The organism is Pedobacter sp. B4419 (genome assembly GCF_059693725.1).
In genome coordinates this window covers 774,761-794,300 of the sequence record NZ_JCASSL010000002.1, presented here as the reverse complement: position 1 = coordinate 794,300, position 19,540 = coordinate 774,761, and the positions used below count along the sequence as shown (strand labels likewise).

General features: G+C 41.5%; 19 protein-coding genes. 8 read left to right on the top strand and 11 right to left on the bottom strand.

The window, feature by feature from the left end:
• Positions 1–1,146 carry an ABC transporter permease gene (locus AC570H_RS15045; RefSeq protein WP_497356231.1) on the top strand — a complete coding sequence of 382 codons (1,146 nt, stop codon included), beginning with the start codon at positions 1–3 and terminating at the stop codon, positions 1,144–1,146.
• A gap of 12 nt (positions 1,147–1,158) precedes the next feature.
• Here AC570H_RS15045 and AC570H_RS15040 read toward each other — a convergent pair whose 3' ends face one another.
• The 3 genes from AC570H_RS15040 to AC570H_RS15030 form a co-directional block, all read right to left on the bottom strand.
• Entirely contained in the window at positions 1,159–1,755 is a 597-nt protein-coding gene (locus AC570H_RS15040; protein WP_497356229.1) for a carboxypeptidase-like regulatory domain-containing protein, read from the bottom strand.
• A gap of 51 nt (positions 1,756–1,806) precedes the next feature.
• A complete protein-coding gene (locus tag AC570H_RS15035; RefSeq protein WP_497356227.1) occupies positions 1,807–3,291 on the bottom strand; it encodes a collagen binding domain-containing protein in 1,485 nt (494 codons plus the stop codon).
• 252 nt (positions 3,292–3,543) lie between these two features.
• Entirely contained in the window at positions 3,544–3,882 is a 339-nt protein-coding gene (locus AC570H_RS15030) for a TfoX/Sxy family protein (RefSeq protein ID WP_497356225.1), read from the bottom strand.
• A 45-nt stretch (positions 3,883–3,927) separates the two neighbouring features.
• Here AC570H_RS15030 and rnhB point away from each other — a divergent pair, with 45 nt between their 5' ends.
• Positions 3,928–4,539 (top strand): ribonuclease HII, encoded by a 612-nt coding sequence (gene rnhB, locus AC570H_RS15025; protein ID WP_497356223.1) that lies wholly within the window; start codon positions 3,928–3,930, stop codon positions 4,537–4,539.
• A gap of 30 nt (positions 4,540–4,569) precedes the next feature.
• Positions 4,570–5,772, top strand: a complete 1,203-nt coding sequence (locus AC570H_RS15020; protein WP_497356221.1) for a glycosyltransferase family 4 protein — start codon at positions 4,570–4,572, stop codon at positions 5,770–5,772.
• A 1-nt stretch (position 5,773) separates the two neighbouring features.
• Here AC570H_RS15020 and AC570H_RS15015 read toward each other — a convergent pair whose 3' ends face one another.
• Positions 5,774–6,454: an aspartate/glutamate racemase family protein gene (locus AC570H_RS15015; RefSeq protein WP_497356219.1), complete on the bottom strand. Its 681-nt coding sequence runs from the start codon at positions 6,452–6,454 to the stop codon at positions 5,774–5,776.
• A 243-nt stretch (positions 6,455–6,697) separates the two neighbouring features.
• Between AC570H_RS15015 and gcvT the strand changes: the two genes are divergently transcribed.
• Together gcvT and AC570H_RS15005 are read left to right on the top strand one after the other, a co-directional pair.
• The gene (gene gcvT / locus AC570H_RS15010; protein ID WP_497356217.1) at positions 6,698–7,777 is read left to right on the top strand and encodes a glycine cleavage system aminomethyltransferase GcvT; all 1,080 of its coding nucleotides are present in this window, start codon (positions 6,698–6,700) and stop codon (positions 7,775–7,777) included.
• Positions 7,778–7,873: 96 nt separating this feature from the next.
• Entirely contained in the window at positions 7,874–8,590 is a 717-nt protein-coding gene (locus AC570H_RS15005; RefSeq protein WP_497356215.1) for a 2-phosphosulfolactate phosphatase, read from the top strand.
• A gap of 169 nt (positions 8,591–8,759) precedes the next feature.
• Here AC570H_RS15005 and AC570H_RS15000 read toward each other — a convergent pair whose 3' ends face one another.
• The 3 genes from AC570H_RS15000 to gldB all read right to left on the bottom strand — a co-directional run bounded on the left by AC570H_RS15000 (position 8,760) and on the right by gldB (position 11,113).
• Entirely contained in the window at positions 8,760–9,062 is a 303-nt protein-coding gene (locus tag AC570H_RS15000) for a GIY-YIG nuclease family protein (protein WP_497356213.1), read from the bottom strand.
• 126 nt (positions 9,063–9,188) lie between these two features.
• A complete protein-coding gene (locus AC570H_RS14995) occupies positions 9,189–9,977 on the bottom strand; it encodes a patatin-like phospholipase family protein (RefSeq protein WP_497356211.1) in 789 nt (262 codons plus the stop codon).
• Positions 9,978–10,075: 98 nt separating this feature from the next.
• Entirely contained in the window at positions 10,076–11,113 is a 1,038-nt protein-coding gene (gldB, locus tag AC570H_RS14990; RefSeq protein ID WP_497356209.1) for a gliding motility lipoprotein GldB, read from the bottom strand.
• 160 nt (positions 11,114–11,273) lie between these two features.
• Between gldB and AC570H_RS14985 the strand changes: the two genes are divergently transcribed.
• The gene (locus tag AC570H_RS14985) at positions 11,274–11,948 is read left to right on the top strand and encodes a porin family protein (protein ID WP_497356207.1); all 675 of its coding nucleotides are present in this window, start codon (positions 11,274–11,276) and stop codon (positions 11,946–11,948) included.
• 42 nt (positions 11,949–11,990) lie between these two features.
• Positions 11,991–13,631 carry an NAD+ synthase gene (locus AC570H_RS14980; RefSeq protein WP_497356205.1) on the top strand — a complete coding sequence of 547 codons (1,641 nt, stop codon included), beginning with the start codon at positions 11,991–11,993 and terminating at the stop codon, positions 13,629–13,631.
• Positions 13,632–13,779: 148 nt separating this feature from the next.
• Here AC570H_RS14980 and AC570H_RS14975 read toward each other — a convergent pair whose 3' ends face one another.
• Positions 13,780–15,981 (bottom strand): alpha-N-acetylglucosaminidase, encoded by a 2,202-nt coding sequence (locus tag AC570H_RS14975; protein ID WP_497356203.1) that lies wholly within the window; start codon positions 15,979–15,981, stop codon positions 13,780–13,782.
• A 206-nt stretch (positions 15,982–16,187) separates the two neighbouring features.
• Between AC570H_RS14975 and AC570H_RS14970 the strand changes: the two genes are divergently transcribed.
• Positions 16,188–16,772 (top strand): DUF4136 domain-containing protein, encoded by a 585-nt coding sequence (locus tag AC570H_RS14970; protein WP_497356201.1) that lies wholly within the window; start codon positions 16,188–16,190, stop codon positions 16,770–16,772.
• A gap of 64 nt (positions 16,773–16,836) precedes the next feature.
• Here AC570H_RS14970 and lspA read toward each other — a convergent pair whose 3' ends face one another.
• From lspA to lnt, 3 genes are read right to left on the bottom strand one after another with little or no spacing between them, the layout of a single operon-like run.
• Positions 16,837–17,352 carry a signal peptidase II gene (gene lspA / locus AC570H_RS14965; RefSeq protein WP_497356199.1) on the bottom strand — a complete coding sequence of 172 codons (516 nt, stop codon included), beginning with the start codon at positions 17,350–17,352 and terminating at the stop codon, positions 16,837–16,839.
• 8 nt (positions 17,353–17,360) lie between these two features.
• On the bottom strand, positions 17,361–17,855 hold the full coding sequence (locus tag AC570H_RS14960) for a hypothetical protein (protein WP_497356197.1): 495 nt from the start codon (positions 17,853–17,855) through the stop codon (positions 17,361–17,363).
• The gene (gene lnt / locus AC570H_RS14955) at positions 17,840–19,462 is read right to left on the bottom strand and encodes an apolipoprotein N-acyltransferase (protein WP_497356195.1); all 1,623 of its coding nucleotides are present in this window, start codon (positions 19,460–19,462) and stop codon (positions 17,840–17,842) included. Before lnt ends, AC570H_RS14960 begins: the two co-directional genes overlap by 16 nt.
• Positions 19,463–19,540 lie beyond the last annotated feature (78 nt).

Genomic DNA, 19,540 nt, shown 5'->3' with positions numbered 1-19,540 from the left:
ATGAGCAACAATAGCCCTTCAAAGAAGATATGGAACCGGTTTAAGCGCAATAAAATGGCTTACGGCGGACTTATTTTTATTCTCGTGCTTCTTGTTATGGGAATTTTGGGTTATTTGATTACGCCAGACCAAACACCGTATGCCAATACGATCAATTTGGCACTGAACAAGAAAAAACCTGGACGCTCATTTCAGTTTTTAATTATCAGCAAGAACAAAAATATTAAGGAAGTAGGCTTTTTCGAGAAAATGCTTTATGGTCAGCAGGCCAATTTCAAAAGTATTCCGATTAGCGCTTACCGCTTGGATAAAGATCAGGTTTTTGTACAGGAATACATCGGCGATGACGAAAAGCCGAAGGAAACGGTTTATCAGCTAAAGGATTTATGTGAAACCTGCACCTTGCCATCCAAGCTGGGGACACCAGCAACTTTATTTGCACAACAAAATATTTATAAGCAGACTTTTTATTTGGGAACCGATCCTTATGGTCGCGATTTGTTGAGCAGGTTGATTTTGGGTATCCGTGTATCGCTTTCGGTAGGGTTAATGGCTGTGCTCATCTCTCTGTTTATTGGGGTTGGTTTGGGTGCCATTGCGGGCTATTTTGGTGGCAAGGTTGATGCGGGCATCAGTTGGTTTATGAACGTCATTTGGTCTTTGCCATCGCTGTTGCTGGTTATTGCCATTTCTTTTGCGTTGGGCAAAGGGTTTTGGCAGATTTTTATCGCTGTTGGGCTTTCTACCTGGGTAGATGTAGCTCGTTTGGTACGTGGCCAGGTAATGGCTTTAAAGGAAGTAGAATTTGTAGAAGCGTCGAAGGCCTTGGGCTTTTCTACTACCCGAACCATTGTTAAGCACATCTTGCCTAATATTGCCGGACCTATTTTGGTGGTGGCTTCGGCCAATTTTGCTTCAGCCATTCTGCTCGAAAGCGGATTGAGCTTTTTAGGTTTTGGTGCCCAGCCACCCATGCCGAGCTGGGGCACGATGATCAAAGAACATTACGGCTATATCATTATGGATGCGGCTTATCTTGCCGTATTACCCGGATTGGCCATTATGCTCACCGTTTATGCCTTTAACCTGTTGGCCATTGGCCTGCGCGATGCCTTTGATGTAAAAGGCCAGAATGTGAGCGTATAGTAGGCCAAATGATCAGTTGCCCTTAAAGTTTGGATTAAAATTCTCTAAAAAGTACGATCGATACAAAGGACTGATCCGCTCTGCATCGGTAGGTGAGGTGATAACAAGTTTATAATCGCCGGCTTCAAGATGCCCTAACTGCACGTCTCCATTTGCATTGCTGATCATGCCAAAGTTCGGCCTGGTAGCTTTCTTTCCAATGCTTAAAATAGCACCGCCAATTGGCCGTCCGGCAAATTCAGATTTCGGGTTGGTAAACGGTAGCATCAGTTTGAAATTGTAATTGCCCTGTGGCAAGTTGTCGAGTGCAATTTCTCCTTTTTCATTGGGGGTTAAACTCAGGCTGTCGGTGCCGTTTTTTTCCATTTTAACCAAGATGCCGGCGATGGGCTGGCCAATGGCAAATTCTACCCTGCCCGTTCTTGTATTTATTTTTGCTTTGCTTGCCTTGAGCACACAGGGAAAATGCGAATCGGGAAAATCAGCTTTGCAATAGTCGCAATATTGTTCTTTGAGGTCAGTACCTGAATGTTTAGAATGGATTGCTTTTCCATTTTCAATTGCTACCATAGCAAATAAAAAAGCGGTTGCGAGGAGCATACTTTTCATAGCCATAAATTAAGTATCTACAATATAATGAATTGTGGATACTTAATCGTCTTAGTTTTTTCTTGATTTGGTACTCGAAACACCTTTTGTACTAATGCTTTTGCCTTGTGGATTTTCAGGAGCTACAATAGTAAACTTATAATTTCCGGCCTCTAGGTTATTTAATTCAAATTCGCCTTTCTCGTTGGCAGTTACTGTCATAAAACTTCCTCCCGGATTTTTGCCTCCTTTTACAATAAGGCCTCCAATTGGGTTGCCCGCAGCCAAGGCCAAGCCTTGATTTACTTTTTCGCCAAACGAGGAACCCTGTGTTTGTTTAGCATCAGGTGTAGTAGTTTCGTTTTTGCGACCACCGGTATAAGTTCTTGTATCGTTTGAAACGGCTTCGGTTCTCTTAATTTCTTTTTCATTGATGCTTTTGCCTTGAGGCTCGTCGGGATTGGAAACCGAAAATTTGTAGTTCCCTGCTTCTTGTGCATTAAATTCGAACTCACCTTTATCGTTGGTAATTACTGTCATCAAGTTTCCACCAGGGTTTTTGCCTCCCTTTACCACTATGCCGCCAATAGGTGAACCGGCTGCCAGGGCCACGCCTTGATTTACTTTATGTCCAAAAGAAGTATTTGGGGTTTGCCTTGAAGCAGCTTCATTTTTACGGCCTCCTGTATAAGTTCTTCCGGGCTGTCTTGAAACGGTATGGCCTATGGCAAAGCTTAATCCAATATTTACGCCCAAACCATTGTATTTAGTGCTTTGGCTTACATTTTGCCTACTACCTGCAATCATTTGGTCTTGGCTGTAAAAACCATCGGCATTGGGATCGCCCTGAGGCTTAAACAGCATCGCCTCGTTGTTGATGGTTGGTCCACTGGTATAATTTCCTTCTACATAAAATCCCAGTTTACCAGGGAAATAGGCCACACGCAATTTGGGAACAAACGCAAAGCCAGTTGTTTGAGCAGCTTCTTTGGTATAGATTTCTTTGGCATAGGTTTTTCCATTTACCGAACCACTTTGTGTTACATTAAGTGCCTTTTGCTGTAAGCTAAAATAACCTGCATTTACGATAGGCGAGAGGGTGATTTTGCCAAAAGAAAAATTGGCTTGGGCACCAGCTTCAATCTTAAAGCCGTTCTGTTTGTTTTGGTTAGTACTCAGAGCGATACTTGGCGTGGCACTCTGACCGGTAACCTGATAAGATGGCAAGTTGTTTAAATCATAATTTTTGCTGCCTGAAAAATACTCGCCTCCGGCATTAAAACCAATGGTAAAAAAATGACTGGTATGGCCTGCCAAATTTCCATTGTCGCCTTTGGCAAATAGAGGTACATATACGTTGGCATTAAATGCATAACCATTAGCTAGGTTTGCATTGCTGCTGCTTGGGTTGTTTATACCTCCGCCCAGCGAAACTAAAGCATTGCCGCCGGGATTTATACCTCCCTTAACGATAAGGCCTTTAATTGGTTGGCCAGGTGCTTGGGCGTGCGACAAAAGATATAAAGATGAGAATAGAATTGTAAAGAGCTTTTTCATGTTGAATTTTGTTTGATTTAATGGTAGATCAACTCAACAGAAAAAATGTTACCCCCTTCGGAAATTAGTTCATTAGTGTCATTGGTTCATTAGGGGATTAGTCATTAGCTAATTGATAAATGTTAGAAGATTTGATATACTGTACGCTAAATCTTTTTGAATATGACTAATAGATTTTCTGACTTCTATGTGTCTATGTGGTTTCGAAACTTAGAACTCGTAACTGGCAACTGAAAGTTGCTAACTGAAAACTTACTTCTTCTTCGCCGCTTTAGCCAGTGGGTTATAAGCAATGGCCAGGTCGGTCCAGAAATCAAATTCATGTGGACGCTGTAGTTCTCCAATTTCTACAAAGAAATAACCTTTCATTACCTTTCCACCATGGATCATTTGCCGGCAACCGTTTTTTTCGGCAACTGCATCGGCATCGTTGGGATTGATCCTCAACATCAATTCATCTTCTTTAACACCGATGCACATTTTGCCATCAACCATAAAAGTTAGCCCGTTAAACATTGGCTTTTCTTCTACGTTGTTTAGGTGCATCAGCTTTTCGCGCACCCTGTTGGCTAATATTTCATTATAAGGCATTTACTAAAATAAAGAATTTAGGGCCTAAATCATTAACTTTGTGTAGTGTTACTCAATAGTTATCAGATCGATTTAATAGAAGCAGGATGCGATGAAGCGGGCCGTGGTTGTTTGGCAGGGCCGGTTTTTGCAGCGGCTGTTATTTTGCCACGCGATTTCTATTTGGAAGGATTAAATGATTCGAAGCAACTGAACCACCAGCAACGAGATGAGCTGAGGCCGGTTATTGAAAAGGAAGCCTTGGCATGGGCAGTAGCAGCCGTAGATCACGAAGAAATTGACCGCATCAACATTTTGAATGCGTCTTTTTTGGCCATGCACCGGGCCATTGAACAGCTGCACCTACAGCCCGAATATTTGGTGATAGATGGCAATCGCTTTAAGGCTTATCCCAAAATTCCGCACAGCTGTATTGTAAAAGGCGACGGAAAATACCTCAATATTGCAGCCGCCTCTATCTTGGCCAAAACACACCGCGACGAATTTATGGCCAAAATTGCGATCGATTATCCCGCCTACAATTGGCACCAGAACAAAGGCTATCCAACCATTGCCCACCGCAAAGCGGTAATAGAGATTGGCCTATCGCCATTTCACCGTAAAACTTTTAATGTGAGCGACCCGCAATTGCGTATCCCTTTTGAAGAAGAAGGATAATTCGTAATTTCATAACGTGAACATAAAGAGATGAAAGTCCTTATTTTAAGTTACCGGGTTCCCTTTCCGCCTAATAGCGGTTATCCCATTGTGGTGTACAATACCATAAAGGGCCTGTTAAAATTGGATGCAAAAATCACTTTGTTCAGCATTAACGGTTCCAAAAACAAGGTTGATATCGATGATATCTACGATCCGGTGTTTGAGCAGATCGATTTTCACTCTTTTAATATCGATACAGAAGTAAATGTTTGGGGCGCTTTTTTCAATATTTTCTCCAATCAATCCTACAATGTTTCGCGTTTTTACGATGATGATGCGGCCAAGCTTTTAGAAAATGTACTTCGCGAACAAGAATTTGATGTTATCCAGTTTGAAGGACTTTATGTAGTGCCTTATTTAGACACGGTTAAAGAGAACAGCAAGGCTAAGCTCATTTACAGGGCACACAATATTGAATTTGATGTTTGGGAGCGATTGGCCGCCAGAGAGCAGTTCAGGCCTAGGCGCAAATACCTTGAATTTTTATCGAGGAGGCTGAAGGTTTACGAAACAGAACAGCTCAACCGCTTTCATCAGGTTTTTGCCATTAGCCATCCCGATAGGCAACAGATTTTGTTAATGGGCTGCCAAACCCGTTTAGATGTATTTCCGGTAGCCTTGGATTTCGAAAAATACCACGTCAATTTAGAGAAAACCAGTTTTCCGACCCTGTTCCATTTAGGGGCGATGGATTGGCGACCAAACAAGGAGGGGCTAGAATGGTTTTTGGACGAGATTTGGCCCGACATAGAAACGCTAAGTGGCGAATTGCGCTTTTATATTGCCGGCAAGAATATGCAAAAACAGTTTTTTGAATATGATTCGGAAAACCTGATTGTAGAAAGTGAAGTATTCGATGCCATTGAATTCATGAATTCGAAAGCCATCATGATTGTTCCTTTACTATCGGGTAGCGGCATGCGGGTGAAGATTATCGAAGGCATGGCTATGCAGAAATGTATCATAGCCACTACCATGGCGGCAGAAGGCATCAATTGCGAGCATGGGAAAGATATCTTGATTGCCGATACGCCAGACGAATTTTACCGCTCTATCCTGCAATGTGTTACACAACCCAACCGTTGGCGGGAAATTGGCAAAAATGCCCGTAAAACCGTGGAACGCGACCATGAAGTTTACTCGAACGCCAAACGGATGCTCGAGATCTATCAAACTTTAGTCAGCCTTTAATTTAGCTTAACATATACTCCACAATAGCTTCCGAATGTATTTTCGTGGTATCGAATACGGGAATGGCGAAATCTGCTTGGCTAATGAGCAAAGGAATTTCTGTACAGCCCAGTATAATTCCCTGCGCCCCTTGATCCACCAGGTCTTGTACAATTGCTAAAAAGCGGGCCTTGGTATCAGCTTTGATTATACCCACGCCTAGTTCGTCTTTTACCACATATTGGATATAATCTCTTGTTTCTTCACTGGCTGGAGTTAAAACTTCTAGGCCATGTGCTTCCAGTTGCTGTCTGTAAAAATCCATTTCCATGGTGAATTTGGTGCCCAACAGGCCAACTTTGGTCAAGGCCTGGCTTTTAATGGCATTGGCTGTTGCCGTTCCGATATGGATGAGCGGGAGATGAACTGCCTCCTGAAGCCTGTCTGCAAATAAATGGGCAGTATTGGCGCATAGCGCAATGGCATCAGCACCGCTTCTTTTTAAGCTTTCGCAACCAGCCAGTAAAAGCTCAAAGGAATTTACCCAGCCTTTGCTATGAATATCGCCATGGTTCAAAGAATGGATGATGCATTCGGCAAAATTATGGCCACCTAATTGACCGTTGATACCTTCGTTGATAAACCTGTAATAATCTATGGTAGATACCCAGCTCATGCCACCTAGCAGTCCGATTTTTTTCATGATTGTGTGATAGTTTGTTAAAAATTGATTGGGCAAGCTACAGAGCCGATCCTGTATATACAAGACGGATTTGCATTAATTTGGTCATAAAATAGGCTTTTTGAATAGGAGAGGGCAATATTTGAAATCGAAAGCCAGAAATTATGACAGTGTAAAATGTAACTGGTTTTAATCTGATTTCGCATATAAACATTGGTCTTTTCTTAGTATTTTTGGCCACCAAATATTAGAGCATATCATAAGATGAAAAATACCGCGTTAACCGAAAAACATATCTCGTTAGGTGCCAAAATGGTGCCGTTTGCTGGCTATAACATGCCGGTGCAGTACGAAGGAATAAATGCCGAACATGCTACCGTTAGAAATGGCGTTGGTGTTTTTGATGTGAGCCATATGGGCGAGTTTATCCTGAAGGGCGAAAATGCCTTAGACCTGATCCAAAGAGTAACCAGCAATGATGCTGCTAAATTATATGATGGCAAAGTGCAATATTCTTGCCTGCCTAATACCGAGGGTGGTATTGTAGACGATTTATTGGTTTATCGCATCGACGAAAAAACCTACATGTTGGTGGTGAATGCTTCTAACATTGAAAAAGACTGGAATTGGATCCAACAATTCAATACGGCCAATGTAGAGATGCACAATATTTCTGACCAGACATCGCTTTTAGCCATTCAAGGGCCTAAAGCTGCCGATGCTTTGCAAAGCCTAACCGATATCGATTTGGCATCAATGGAATACTACAGCTTTAAAAAAGGCACTTTTGCCGGAGTAGATAACGTAGTAGTTTCGGCCACTGGCTATACAGGTGCTGGTGGTTTTGAAATCTATTTTGAAAACAAATATGCCGATCAGATCTGGAATGCTATTTTCGAGGCGGGTGCAACTTACGGCATTAAGCCAATTGGTTTAGGTGCTCGTGATACCTTGCGCTTAGAAATGGGCTTCTGTTTGTATGGCAACGATATTGACGATACAACTTCGCCAATTGAGGCAGGTTTGGGCTGGATTACCAAATTCACCAAACCATTCACCAATTCAGAAGCTTTGTTGGCCCAAAAAGAAGCGGGTGTACAACGTAAGCTGATTGGTTTTGAAATGATCGATCGCGGTATTCCTCGTCATGATTACCCAATTGTTGATGCTTTGGGCAATGTAATTGGCAAAGTAACTTCTGGAACACAGTCGCCATCATTGCAAAAAGCAATCGGCATGGGCTATGTAAATAAAGATTTGGCTAAAGAAGGAACCGAAATTTTCATCGATATCAGAAATAGCAAGATCAAAGCTAAAATTGTTAAGTTTCCATTTTATAAATAATAGTATCGAGTAGCTAGTATCAAGTATCGAGATGGTTTTTTGGAAGATGCTATCTTTGTACTTGATACTCGATACTAGATACTTGATTCTCTCCACATGTCCAGAACCATAGAAGTTTGCCTTACGCCTGCCTTGCTCAACCTTTACGATATTGAAAACAGCATTGTAGTCGTCATTGATATTTTGAGGGCAACATCTTCCATCATTTATGGTATCGAAAATGGTGCTACGGCCATTATTCCGGTTGCACAAGTTGAAGATTGCCTGGCTTATGCCGATAAAGGATACCTATTGGCCGCAGAGCGAAATGGCGAAGTAGTTGAAGGCTATGATTTTGGCAACTCGCCGTTTTCTTATACTGCCGAAAAAGTGGCAGGCAAAACCATCGTACTCACCACTACCAATGGCACCAAGGCCATGCACATGGCGCATGCGCGGGCCCATCAGGTGGTAGTAGGCTCTTTTCTCAACCTTAGCGCATTAACAGAATGGCTAAAAGTACAAGATAAAGATGTGTTGTTGCTTTGTGCAGGCTGGAAAGACAAATTTAACTTAGAGGATACTTTGTTTGCTGGGGCGGTGGTTCATAAGCTTCGCAAGGATTTTGTACATTTTGACGATGCCTGTGTAGTGGCCGAAGACATGTACTTGATGGCTAAAGACGACCTCAGAACCTATTTGCATAAATCATCGCATAGCCACCGCTTGGCACAGCTGAACATAGAAGATGATGTTCGGTTCTGTTTAAAGGTTGATATTTGTCAGGCTATCCCAGTACTGGTTGGGGAGAAGTTATTGCCACTAAAATATTAATTAAAGAGTTGTCATTCTGAGCAAAGCGAAGAATCTAGTTAGGTAAATCTTCTCGAGATAGATCCTGAATCAAGTTCAGGATGACGTATCATTAGGAGGTGTCGTTATGCCGAATCGAAATTTCGTCATGCCGGACCTGATCCGGCATCTTCTTTGAGATGGAGTTGCATTACAATTCAAAGTCCAACTCGTCAAACAAGTCTTTCCAATTAGGATTGTTTAATTCAATCAATCCAATTTTCCATTTTCTCTTCCAATTTTTTAATTGTTTTTCTCGAGCAATTGCCTCATCAATAGTGTTGAATGGTTCGTAATAAACCAATTTGCAACAATTGTATTTTGCTGTAAATGATTGAGGATAAGCTTTTTCTTTATGCTCTCTTATCCTGAAGTATAAGTTGGAGGTTACACCAATGTATAAGACAAGATTTGATAAATTGGTCATGATGTAAACGCATCCTCCCCTGATCATAATTGAAGTATTTAATAATTATAATTCGTCATACCGAACTTGGTCCGATATCTTTTGTGGGATGATTTTGTCTATAACAGATCCTGAATCGGAGTTCAGGATGACGTATTGTTAGGGGGATGACACTCAGTTTTTCTGTTGCCCAATCAGTTCCTGAACCAGTTCACTTTGTTTAATCGCTTTTAAAGCCTCTTCGTGGGCAACCCAATAAATACTCTCCGCTTTTTTCATGTCAAAAGTGCTGATTTCGCCCATACCTTTAGGTTCGATCAGCAAGTCGCAGAACTTGGCCTTGCGCTCCATATCATGGTTGATAGACATAATGCCTGCCCTTTGCATCAGCTGTGCTATTTTGGTAATCTTTTCTACCGGCTTTAAGTGGTTGCAGGAAGAGCCGATAATGTAATCGCAGTTGTTGAGTAGGGGTTCTACCGGAAAATTATTCAAAATTCCGCCATCTACATACATCTGGTTATCGATCATAATCGGCCTAAAAATCCCAGGGATGCAACTTGATGCCTGGATGGCCTTAATCAATGGACCTTCGGTAAAATACCTGGGCACTCCCTCACTAAAATTGGTGGCACAAATGGTTAATGGAATTTTAAGGTCTTCTATTCTATCATGTGGAAAATACTCCTTAAGCATTTCGGCCGTATTTTCGATATTGATTAGTCCCAAAGAACCTATTGCCGGACGGATGAAACGCAGCAATTTGGTTTTGATAAATATGTTAAGGCCTTCTTCTGGATCGATGCCCGCTGCATAAAAAGCCCCGGCAATGGAGCCCGCACTTGTGCCACTTACCATGCTAAAGTGGATGCCCACATTCATAAAGGCCTTAAGGATGCCCAAATGCGCTATCCCCCTAATGCCACCTCCTGATAAGACTATGCCTATTTTCATATCGTTCATTATTGTAATGTTGGAAAGTTGAAATGCTGAAAAGTTTGTTATTCCATCTTTTTATCTTTTCGGTATTCCTGTAAACTCTACTGCTAACTGTCAACTGCCTACTGATTCTCCTTCGGCTTGTACTTCGATTTCGTTAAGATCAGCTGCGGATCGGTTTCTGCCATCAGTTGCTGCAAAGTTACCTGAGGATTTTCGGCCATGTATTTTTTTACAATCTGCCAGCCAATCCATACACCCAATTTTGGAGCCGACGATCTTTTCTCTCCCAATCCTGGCGTAAATGGTCCGTCACTTAAATAAACCTGTATCTTTGCATAATCGCTTTCGAATAAGAGGTTGTTTTCCAACAAATAGCCCCAAACATTGCCTTCATATTGCTGGCTCCAGTTCATTTGTTGCGTAGTATAGCCTATTTTAACAGAATCTGGAGTGGTTTCTGGCAATACCTGATCCATAAAATAAAGGATTTTGCCATTATAGATGATTTTGGCCAACAAATTCCGGTCTTCGTCCCTTTCTTTAAAAAGCTCCTCGTGCGCAAATACTTCGGTTACCCTAGGTACAATGTACTGTGGCTCGAAACGCTTCGATTGGTAAAGCGGAATGCTCTCGATCAAAGCACCATAAAATTTGCTGTTCTTCCCCAAAAACATATCCAGTCCGATTCCCATGTAATCGTCTCCCAATGGTATTTGATAGGAAAATCCTGATAAGAAAGACACAAAACGAGGTGTTTTAACTTTTGGATAGTAATATTTGATGTATTTGAAAGCTTGGGTGAGGTCTTTTTCTACCTTGTTCAAGTTAGGGAAAACACTGTCGACCTCCTTGTTCAGGTCGGTGTAGGCCTGATCTACATAAAGTCCGTTGAGCACCTCTGGGGCTTTCATCGAAGGATTGCCCACCATGCGATGGATAAAGTCATCGTAGAAATAACCATACTTCTTTTGAAGCATCAAATCTGTCTGATTAACGTCTTTATTTTTCCCTTGGTAAAGATCTTGGTCAAAACGTTGTATTTTTATATCCAGCTTAATGTGGCTTACATCTGGCCTATTACTTGTTTTGCACGAAAAAAATGCAATTGTACACAGAAAAAATAGATAGATTTGAAGGTGTTTTACGTTATAGCTCATTACTAACAAATATAACTCCCAAATAATATGAAACCAGCATAATTTACAAATCTTCTCTTAAAGGCTTACAAAATTAGGCAAGCTTCATTACCTTTAAAAATCAAACAGAGCCTGTGAGTTCATTAATACCATTAAAAACTTTATTAATAATTATATACTGATGAAAAAAACTGCATTAGCAATTCTAGTTGTACTTTTCGCCCTTAACCTCAGCGCACAGCAAAATGGCTCTCCTTATTATGGTTTTAGGTTGGGCTTAACCGCGCACCCTACATTTGGCTTTATGAAAGCCGAAAATGGAAAAGGAAATGGTTTAAGCCTGGGCTTTTCTTATGGCTTAATGGGCGATTTTAACTTTGCCGAGAACTATAGTTTTGCTACCGGAATTACGGTAACTACTATTAACGGCAAAACTACGCAAATCAACGCAATGCCCTATCATATGTCTATAAGTAGCACCAATCCGGTGGCTTACGACCTTAAATATAAAATGCAATACATAGAAGTGCCTCTAACCGTGAAATTGAAAACGGCTAAAATTGGCGATCTTCGCTGGTACGGCCAGTTTGGCTTGTCTAACGATTTTAGAATTAGCGCCAAACAAGATGCCGAATTAGGTGGAACGGGAGTGGCAAATAATCAAAACGTAAAAGACTGGACCAATTTTTACCGTGCCGGACTGATTGTTGGTGGCGGTGCAGAATTTGATTTGGATGGCAAAACCAGTTTAATGATGGGACTGACCTTGAACAACGGCTTTACAAACGTGGTTTCTTATGGCGATAATTCGGTGAAAAATCATTACGTAGGTATTAATGTTGGTGTATTTTTTTAAGCCATAACCTGTCTCGAATCTCAATACTCAAATCTCATAAACATGAAAATAGCACTGGCCCAACTTAACTATCATATTGGTAATTTTGAGCAGAATACCCAAAAGATCATCGAAAACATAAACTTGGCCAAAGCCAAGGGTGCCGATTTGGTGGTATTTGCCGAACTGGCCATTTGTGGTTACCCGCCTCGCGATTTTTTGGAGTTTACAGATTTTGTAGCGCTTTGCGATAAAGCCGCACAAGAAATTACTTCGCATTGCCAAGGGATTGCCTGTATACTGGGTTTGCCTATTAAAAACGAAGTTTTGGAAGGAAAAGACCTTTACAACGCCGCTTATTTTATTGAAGAAGGCAAAGTAAAAGCAATTACCAGGAAAGCCTTGTTGCCTACTTATGATGTGTTTGACGAATACCGTTATTTTGAACCAAACACCAAATTTGAATGTATCGACTTTAAAGGCAAAAAAATAGCTTTGACCATTTGTGAAGACCTTTGGAATATTAATGATAATCCTCTGTATGTGTCTTGTCCGATGGATGAATTGATCAAAGAATCACCCGATTTGATGATCAACATTGCCGCTTCTCCATTTAATTATCGCCATGATGAAGACCGGATCCAAATATTGGCAGATAATGCCAAAAAATACAAATTGCCACTTTTTTATGTGAACCAGGTTGGGGCGCAAACCGAGATTATTTTTGATGGAGGTTCGCTGGTTTTTGACGAAACGGGAGAGGTAAAGGCAGAGATGAAGTACTTTGAACAAGATCTGCAGGTTTTTGATTTGGATGAAATACAAAATGTGAAGAACAAATATCCGCAGGCAGAAAGGGCAAGCGATATCATGCAGATCCACGATGCCTTGGTGATGGGAATTCAGGATTACTTCTGGAAATCGGGCTTTAAAAAAGCGGTTTTGGGCCTTTCGGGAGGCATCGATTCGGCTGTAGTTTGTGCTTTGGCTTGTCGCGCACTTGGCCCCGAAAATGTAATGGCTGTGTTAATGCCTTCTAAATATTCTTCCGATCATTCGGTTAAAGATGCATTGGATTTAGTGAAAAACATTGACTGTAAGCACGAAATTGTAGAAATAAAAGAAGCTGCGGAGGCCTTCGACAGCATGTTGGCCAAGCCTTTTGCTGGTTTGCCTTTTAACCTGACCGAAGAAAACATTCAGGCGCGTTGCAGGGGCATAGTATTGATGGCCATGTCAAACAAATTTGGCTATGTATTGCTCAATACCTCGAATAAAAGCGAATGTGCCGTAGGCTACGGTACTTTGTATGGAGACATGTGCGGTGCCATTGGCGTAATAGGTGACGTATATAAAACCCAGATTTTTGAGCTGGCCCGTTACATTAACAAGGATGGAGAGATCATTCCAGAAAATACCATCGTAAAACCGCCATCGGCAGAATTAAGGCCCGATCAAAAGGACTCCGATTCATTGCCTGATTATGGTATTTTGGATCAGGTTTTGTTTCAGCATATCGAAATGCAAAAAGGATCCCAAGCCATCATTGCACAAGGTTTTGACGAAGCTTTAGTTAAGCGCGTACTTAAAATGGTAAACCTGGCCGAATTTAAACGCTATCAAACGCCACCCATCTTGCGGGTATCACCAAAAGCATTCGGTATGGGTCGCAGAATGCCAATTGTAGGCAAGTATATGGACTAGCTCTGTTGGCAGTTCGCAGCTAACAGTTTTCAGTTTAATCGCAAAGGCCAAGAGTTTGCGCAAACAACAGAAGCTTAGTTGGCCTACGCCTCCCTTTCTTTGCCGTAAACATTTAGCAGTTACAAACAATTAACCAGCTAATCTACTATCAATTAGCATTTGTGATGGCACTTGCATACTTCTGGTATAATTCTTTACTGATCGCAAAACTATCGCCTTTTGGCTGAGCAGGGTATTTATTGGTTTGAGCTACCCACTTGTCTTCAAAATCGTAGGTCTGTTGCTTGAATTCTTTTTCATCGAAAGTTTTGTTTTGCTGAACATCGGCAATTACTTTGTCTAAAAACAATTTCCATCGGCCTTTATAGAAATCGCCGGTTAAGCCAGCCCACGAGCGGTTTGCATAATCGTTTAACGAACGCTGTTTTCCACCCCAAACTGTTAAAAGCATCCTTGCATCTTTCTCATAATAGTTTTTCTCCTGTGCGTTTTTGCCGATTGCCCTTGCGTCTTCTATCCATTTGCCTAATAACATAGAAGATTGGGTGGCTAATAGCCTATCCAAGTCATCAATTAAAGCCAGCATTTGCTCCCTTTTGGCTTGCATGGTTTTAATGTCTTTTTGTTCGTAGGCCTTTGTAAAACCGTCTCTCAGCTTGGCAAAATAATTGCCCAAAACCTGTCTCCCGATATTGGTTACGTCATAATTGAAGGCTTCGGTAGGTTTAGATTCGATGGAAAGCAATTGTCCCCAAGTTTTTAAAAGATCGATATTGTTGTAGCCAATCTTTGGATTTGTAGTCCAGTTGCCATTGCCCTTAAGTGTAGGTTTGGCATTTACCAAAACTCCTTGGCCTAATTGTGGTGTGGCATTGTACACATTTTTCAATAGGGAATTCCAACCGTTTTGGACATTTGTGTTAGCTTGACCAAGTCTGCGGTCAGCCCAATTGCTTACCCATTTCGCCACATCGGTTTGGCCATTACTCCATGCTTTTTCAAATACATAATCATACATAATTGGATTTACATCAAATGCTTCTAAGGTTGAACCGATGCCAGATAGGTTTTTGCCACCATTGTTCAGGGCATTTTCCATCCTTTTTTCTACTTCTTCCAAGTTGCCAACTAACATTGTATTTCCGCCAAAATTACCTAGGTAGCACCATAAATAAGGTTGGCCAAAAAACGATTCAGTGAGCTTCCATACTTCTGTGTTTTCGCAATAGTAATCCAAAAGCATCATTTTATCTTGGGGTACTGCCCTTACAAAAGCCTGAATGCGTTCATTTGTCCATTCTTTTCTCATGAAATAAAATACCCAGGTCATTTGTAGCCAAGATGCTTTAGGATCTACGCTTTTCATCGAGTTATAGATCACATCGGCGGCACTTGCTAAGTACTTCGGCTCCCAACTTGGAGGTGTAACTTCGTTAAAAGGGTCTGTTCCGTAAATATGGTCTGTTCCGAATTGTTTGGTTTGTTCTTCTAAAAAGCTTTTTTGGATTTGTTGAAATAACGGATCGAAAGGATCTAGGAAATGGCTATAATATTCTTCGCTAAATCCGCCCCAAGTGCCTAAGTCGGTAATTTTAGCATTCGGAAATTTGGTTTTGATTGCCTCGGGAACGTGGCCGGCAAATGCGGGCAAAATAGGAGTCATGTTCAGTTCGCGCTCTCGCTTAACAATTTGCTTTTGCAGCGCGAGCTGGTTATCCAGCCATGATTTTGGCAAGGGTCCATCCCAATGGTCAATATTTGCCATCCGGTGCCAAGGGAGGTAGGCCGGTCCTGTAAAATAACTTCGGATTTGCTCGTCGCTGAGCCCCATTTTTTGCCATACTTTATACCAAATGGCTTCTTGGCCGGTAATAGAAAGAGGCATATTGATGCCGTTTAAGGCCATCCAGTCAATCAATCTCTCCCAATCTTCCCATTTCCACCAAGGCATGGTATAGCCAAAAGTGCAATAGTTTAAGAAAAACCTGTTTTTTACCCTTGCTTCTTGCCTTACTTTTTGTGCAAGTATGGGCATTTGGCTGGGCAGGTCGATCTTGTCGTTCTTATACCAAGAAACAGAGGTTTTGCAATAATATTTAAGGTAATGATTAAGCCCAAAGGCCATTGAATTATAGCTGTTTCCCTTCACAATGAGCTTGCCGTTTTTGCTTTCCAGTTCAAAAACATCTTTTTGGTCATTGGTACTCAAAGTTTCAAAAACAATAGACTGAGCGTAAGGTGCGAGTATTCTTTTGGTTAAATTCTCAATTGGAGTTTGCGGGCTGGCCTTGCTTAAGAAGCCATAAAAAACGAATAACCCCAATAATAGAGGCTTTATTATTTTTTTCATAGGTTTAATTAGATTAAACTAAGTTAACAAAAAAATGATTTCTGCCTGAAAAGGGGAAATGTTTTTTCTTGATTGCGCTTGCTGCTGCAAAGTAAAATGAACCGATTTTAGCCTTAAAAACCTAAAACTATGCACAAACCGGACTGTTTTAGTTAAACCTTAATGTAAATCAAAGGGTCTATAAATTAAGAATTTAAATAGTTCAAATGATGAAAAGAATATTGATTTTCTTGGGCATGATCGTTGGATTGACCTCATGTTCGAGCTATGATTATTATTCGGTGAGCAATAAACCTGTTAATTCAACCAAATATAAAACCTATGCTTGGTTGCCAGAATCAAGGTCTAAAGCTTCTTCCACTTACGATAATGATATCGCAACGGATAAAATTGTAGATGCAGCGAGCGAAGAGCTCAACAAAAGAGGATTAACGCTCCGAAACAGCAGCCCAGATTTGCTGATTAAATATACCGCAGTGGTAAACAAGGAAACCAAGGTTTACGATGAGCCGATGTACTATAACCCGCCACCAAGACTTTCGCCAAGGGTTGGCTATTACAGAGGCAGGGCAGTTTATTATTATGCCTATACAGATCCATTTCCGGTTTATGTGGGCAGCAGGGCGAGAAAGATGCAGGTTAAGGCCGGTAGTATCATGATTGATATCATCGAACGCAAAAGCTCTAAGCTTATTTGGCGTGGTTGGGCAGAAGGAGAGGTGAACGATCCGCAAAAGGCCATCAATGATATTCCAACGGTTGTTGCCAATATCTTTAAGAAATTGCCTTAAGCAAGGTTATAGCCACAGATTGACAGGTTCTTGATCTAAGCCGTTAATCTGTGGCTAAATTATATTAATTAGATGTGTCGCTAGCTGGTTTAACTACCTTATGCTTGAGCGAATGAATAAAGAGAATCGCTATCCCAGTCATGATCGAAAGATCAGCTACATTAAACACACCCGTTCTAAAAATCACGAAATCCATATGCATAAAGTCGGTTACCGAGCCATGCACAATACGGTCGTACACATTTCCAATACCGCCTCCAATTAAAAAAGAAAGTCCGATTTGCATCATTTTGGGCAGGTCTTTCTTTGCGATGAGGTAATAAAGGCCATAGCCTAATACGGCCAATGGCAGCAGCGTAAGCAAGGTAAAACGAATTGGACTTGGCAGTTCATTGCCGGCACTCAGAAACGCCCCAGTATTCTCTACTTTTGTTAAAATAAAATAGTGCTTAACCAAACTGATGGTTTCGCCATACTCAATCCTTTGTCTTACGATGCTTTTCGATGCTTGATCGCAACCGATATTCAATGCGATGATAAAGAGCAGGATTATCCATTTCAAATTCTTTCTTTGTGGCATGGCTTTGCTTAATTAAACTTTGCCTGTGGAACTACCAATTTCTTGTCCATCTCAGGTACGATTTTTCTTAGCTTTTCAGGTTCTTTAGCATCTATAAAATACCATTTTTTGCCTTGATCATAAGAAATGGCTAACAAGTAACTGGTAATGTGCATCGTTTGTTGCATCATTTCTGCATCCAAAACTTGCGGTACAATGCATTGAATGTTGGCTTTTGATGCGATAGTTTGGGTAGCCTTTCCAATGGTGGCTTTCTTAAACTTGAAACCGCCCTCCTTCATTTTGTCTACGCCTTGTTTGATAGTAGTGATCGCCTTTTGCTCGCCTCCCAGCATTTTTACTAGCGCTGGATGAGTATATTTGATCAAAGCTGCGTAATCGCCCTTAATGGTGGCAGTCGCCATTTCATTGGCCTGTTTGTACATATTGTCTAAATAGGCTTGGGCTTGGCTGTTTACATATGCTGTTGCCAGTATCAACAATAAGATTATTTTTTTACCCATCTTTTAAAAGGAATGATAAGTGCCAAGGCAATGCCCAATATGCTTGCAATTTGTGCAATCAGGTCGCCGCTGTTTACATAAGGCGTAATGGCGTCGTTTAAATTAATATCGGCCTTAATTGCCGTTCTTGTCCACCAGGTTGATTGTTTAACTACATCGCCTCTTTGGTTGATGAAGCCCGAAATGCCTGTATTGGCCGATCGTACAACCCAGCGACGGGTTTCGATGGCCCTTAATTTGGCATAGAGCAGGTGCTGGTCTTTGCCCGAAGTATTGCCCCACCAGCCATCGTTGGTAATTATGGCAATAAACTGTGCACCGTTTTTAACCGATTTGCCCACCCAGCTGCCCCAAATGGATTCGTAGCAGATGACAGGGGCCACACCGATGCCGCTGTAGGAATAAAAAACTTCGGGTTCGTCTTGCCATCCCCAACTGGATACGCTGCCACCCAAGCCTGCAAAAACAGGAGTTAAGAACGAAAATACTTTAGGGAAAGGCATTTTTTCAGCTCCCGGAACCAATTTCGATTTATGGTAAAACTCAACCGTTGCCGAATTTTCTACCTGTATGGCGGCATTAAAATGATCAAAAAACATACCGCTCGAATGTTCTTGAGCCGAAATGGTTTTCTTGGTATTGTACCATTTTACACTTTCGATGCCTGTAATTAAAGTGCCGTTTTTGTATTTGTTTAAAAAACTCTGCATGCTCAGAAAATCAGGGTTGTCGCGCACCTTATCCTCATCAACGTAATTTGGGATGGCCGTTTCTGGCCAAACAAAATATTCTGTATTTACCTGGGCAACAGAATCTGATAAACGGGTTAAGATTTGAAGTTGCTCATTGGCAGAGATCGTCTCGTATTTTTGATAAGGATCGATATTCGGCTGTACCGTTACCACATTAACAGGCGATGATTTTTCCTTGTAACTGTTATAGGTGTAAAGCGAAAAGGCAATAGGCAGGATAAGTACTGCCAACCAAAGCAGAGCAGGTTTGAGTACTTTTTTATCAGAGGCTCTCCAGCTTTTATAAGCTTCAAAAGCCAGAATGTTGCTTAGCAAAATCCACAGCGAGCCACCATAAACCCCGGTGTACTCATACCATTGGGCCAGTTGATGCATTCCCGCAAAACCATTGCCCAAGGTCATCCATGGAAAAGCCAGGTCCCAGCTTTCATGCAGGTATTCTAAGGCAATATAAAAACAAATCAATCCCACATAGGCCAATACGGCATTTATCCTTAGGCTTAAACGGTAGTAGAGCCAAAAAGCGAAGGTCATCAGCAAGGCACCCAAGCCATAAGGAATGAGTGAAACGAGAAAAGACACAACTGTGCCGCTAAACCCCGTGTTAAATGCGCTGATGGCGTTGAAAACCCAATAAATGGAAGCCGTATTCCAAACCAGAAAGGCTAAGCCTGCCGTTAAAAAAATACGTTTGCCTGTCTTTTTGCTCTGCTCTGCCTTAATTCGGTCTAAAGCTATCATTAAGGGCACAAGCCCGATCAATAGGAGCGGTGCAAACCAAGTATGGGGAGGCCAAGCCAGCCACATTAAAAAGGAGCTGCATAGCGCCAGCAGATAGTTTTTGTTTAATTTCATTACTTATAGTCGCGTCATGCTGGACCTGATCCAGCATCTCTCTCGAGTTAGACCCTGAATCGGGGTTCAGGGTGACAA

Bases quoted from the DNA above. Each gene is read 5' to 3' on its own strand.
- AC570H_RS15045 (WP_497356231.1), top strand. From the start codon at position 1: ATGAGCAACAATAGCCCTTCAAAGAAGATATGGAACCGGTTTAAGCGC.
- AC570H_RS15040 (WP_497356229.1), bottom strand. From the start codon at position 1,755: ATGAAAAGTATGCTCCTCGCAACCGCTTTTTTATTTGCTATGGTAGCA.
- AC570H_RS15035 (WP_497356227.1), bottom strand. From the start codon at position 3,291: ATGAAAAAGCTCTTTACAATTCTATTCTCATCTTTATATCTTTTGTCG.
- AC570H_RS15030 (WP_497356225.1), bottom strand. From the start codon at position 3,882: ATGCCTTATAATGAAATATTAGCCAACAGGGTGCGCGAAAAGCTGATG.
- AC570H_RS15020 (WP_497356221.1), top strand. From the start codon at position 4,570: ATGAAAGTCCTTATTTTAAGTTACCGGGTTCCCTTTCCGCCTAATAGC.
- AC570H_RS15015 (WP_497356219.1), bottom strand. From the start codon at position 6,454: ATGAAAAAAATCGGACTGCTAGGTGGCATGAGCTGGGTATCTACCATA.
- gcvT (WP_497356217.1), top strand. From the start codon at position 6,698: ATGAAAAATACCGCGTTAACCGAAAAACATATCTCGTTAGGTGCCAAA.
- AC570H_RS15005 (WP_497356215.1), top strand. From the start codon at position 7,874: ATGTCCAGAACCATAGAAGTTTGCCTTACGCCTGCCTTGCTCAACCTT.
- AC570H_RS15000 (WP_497356213.1), bottom strand. From the start codon at position 9,062: ATGATCAGGGGAGGATGCGTTTACATCATGACCAATTTATCAAATCTT.
- AC570H_RS14995 (WP_497356211.1), bottom strand. From the start codon at position 9,977: ATGAACGATATGAAAATAGGCATAGTCTTATCAGGAGGTGGCATTAGG.
- gldB (WP_497356209.1), bottom strand. From the start codon at position 11,113: ATGAGCTATAACGTAAAACACCTTCAAATCTATCTATTTTTTCTGTGT.
- AC570H_RS14985 (WP_497356207.1), top strand. From the start codon at position 11,274: ATGAAAAAAACTGCATTAGCAATTCTAGTTGTACTTTTCGCCCTTAAC.
- AC570H_RS14980 (WP_497356205.1), top strand. From the start codon at position 11,991: ATGAAAATAGCACTGGCCCAACTTAACTATCATATTGGTAATTTTGAG.
- AC570H_RS14975 (WP_497356203.1), bottom strand. From the start codon at position 15,981: ATGAAAAAAATAATAAAGCCTCTATTATTGGGGTTATTCGTTTTTTAT.
- AC570H_RS14970 (WP_497356201.1), top strand. From the start codon at position 16,188: ATGATGAAAAGAATATTGATTTTCTTGGGCATGATCGTTGGATTGACC.
- lspA (WP_497356199.1), bottom strand. From the start codon at position 17,352: ATGCCACAAAGAAAGAATTTGAAATGGATAATCCTGCTCTTTATCATC.
- AC570H_RS14960 (WP_497356197.1), bottom strand. From the start codon at position 17,855: ATGGGTAAAAAAATAATCTTATTGTTGATACTGGCAACAGCATATGTA.
- lnt (WP_497356195.1), bottom strand. From the start codon at position 19,462: ATGAAATTAAACAAAAACTATCTGCTGGCGCTATGCAGCTCCTTTTTA.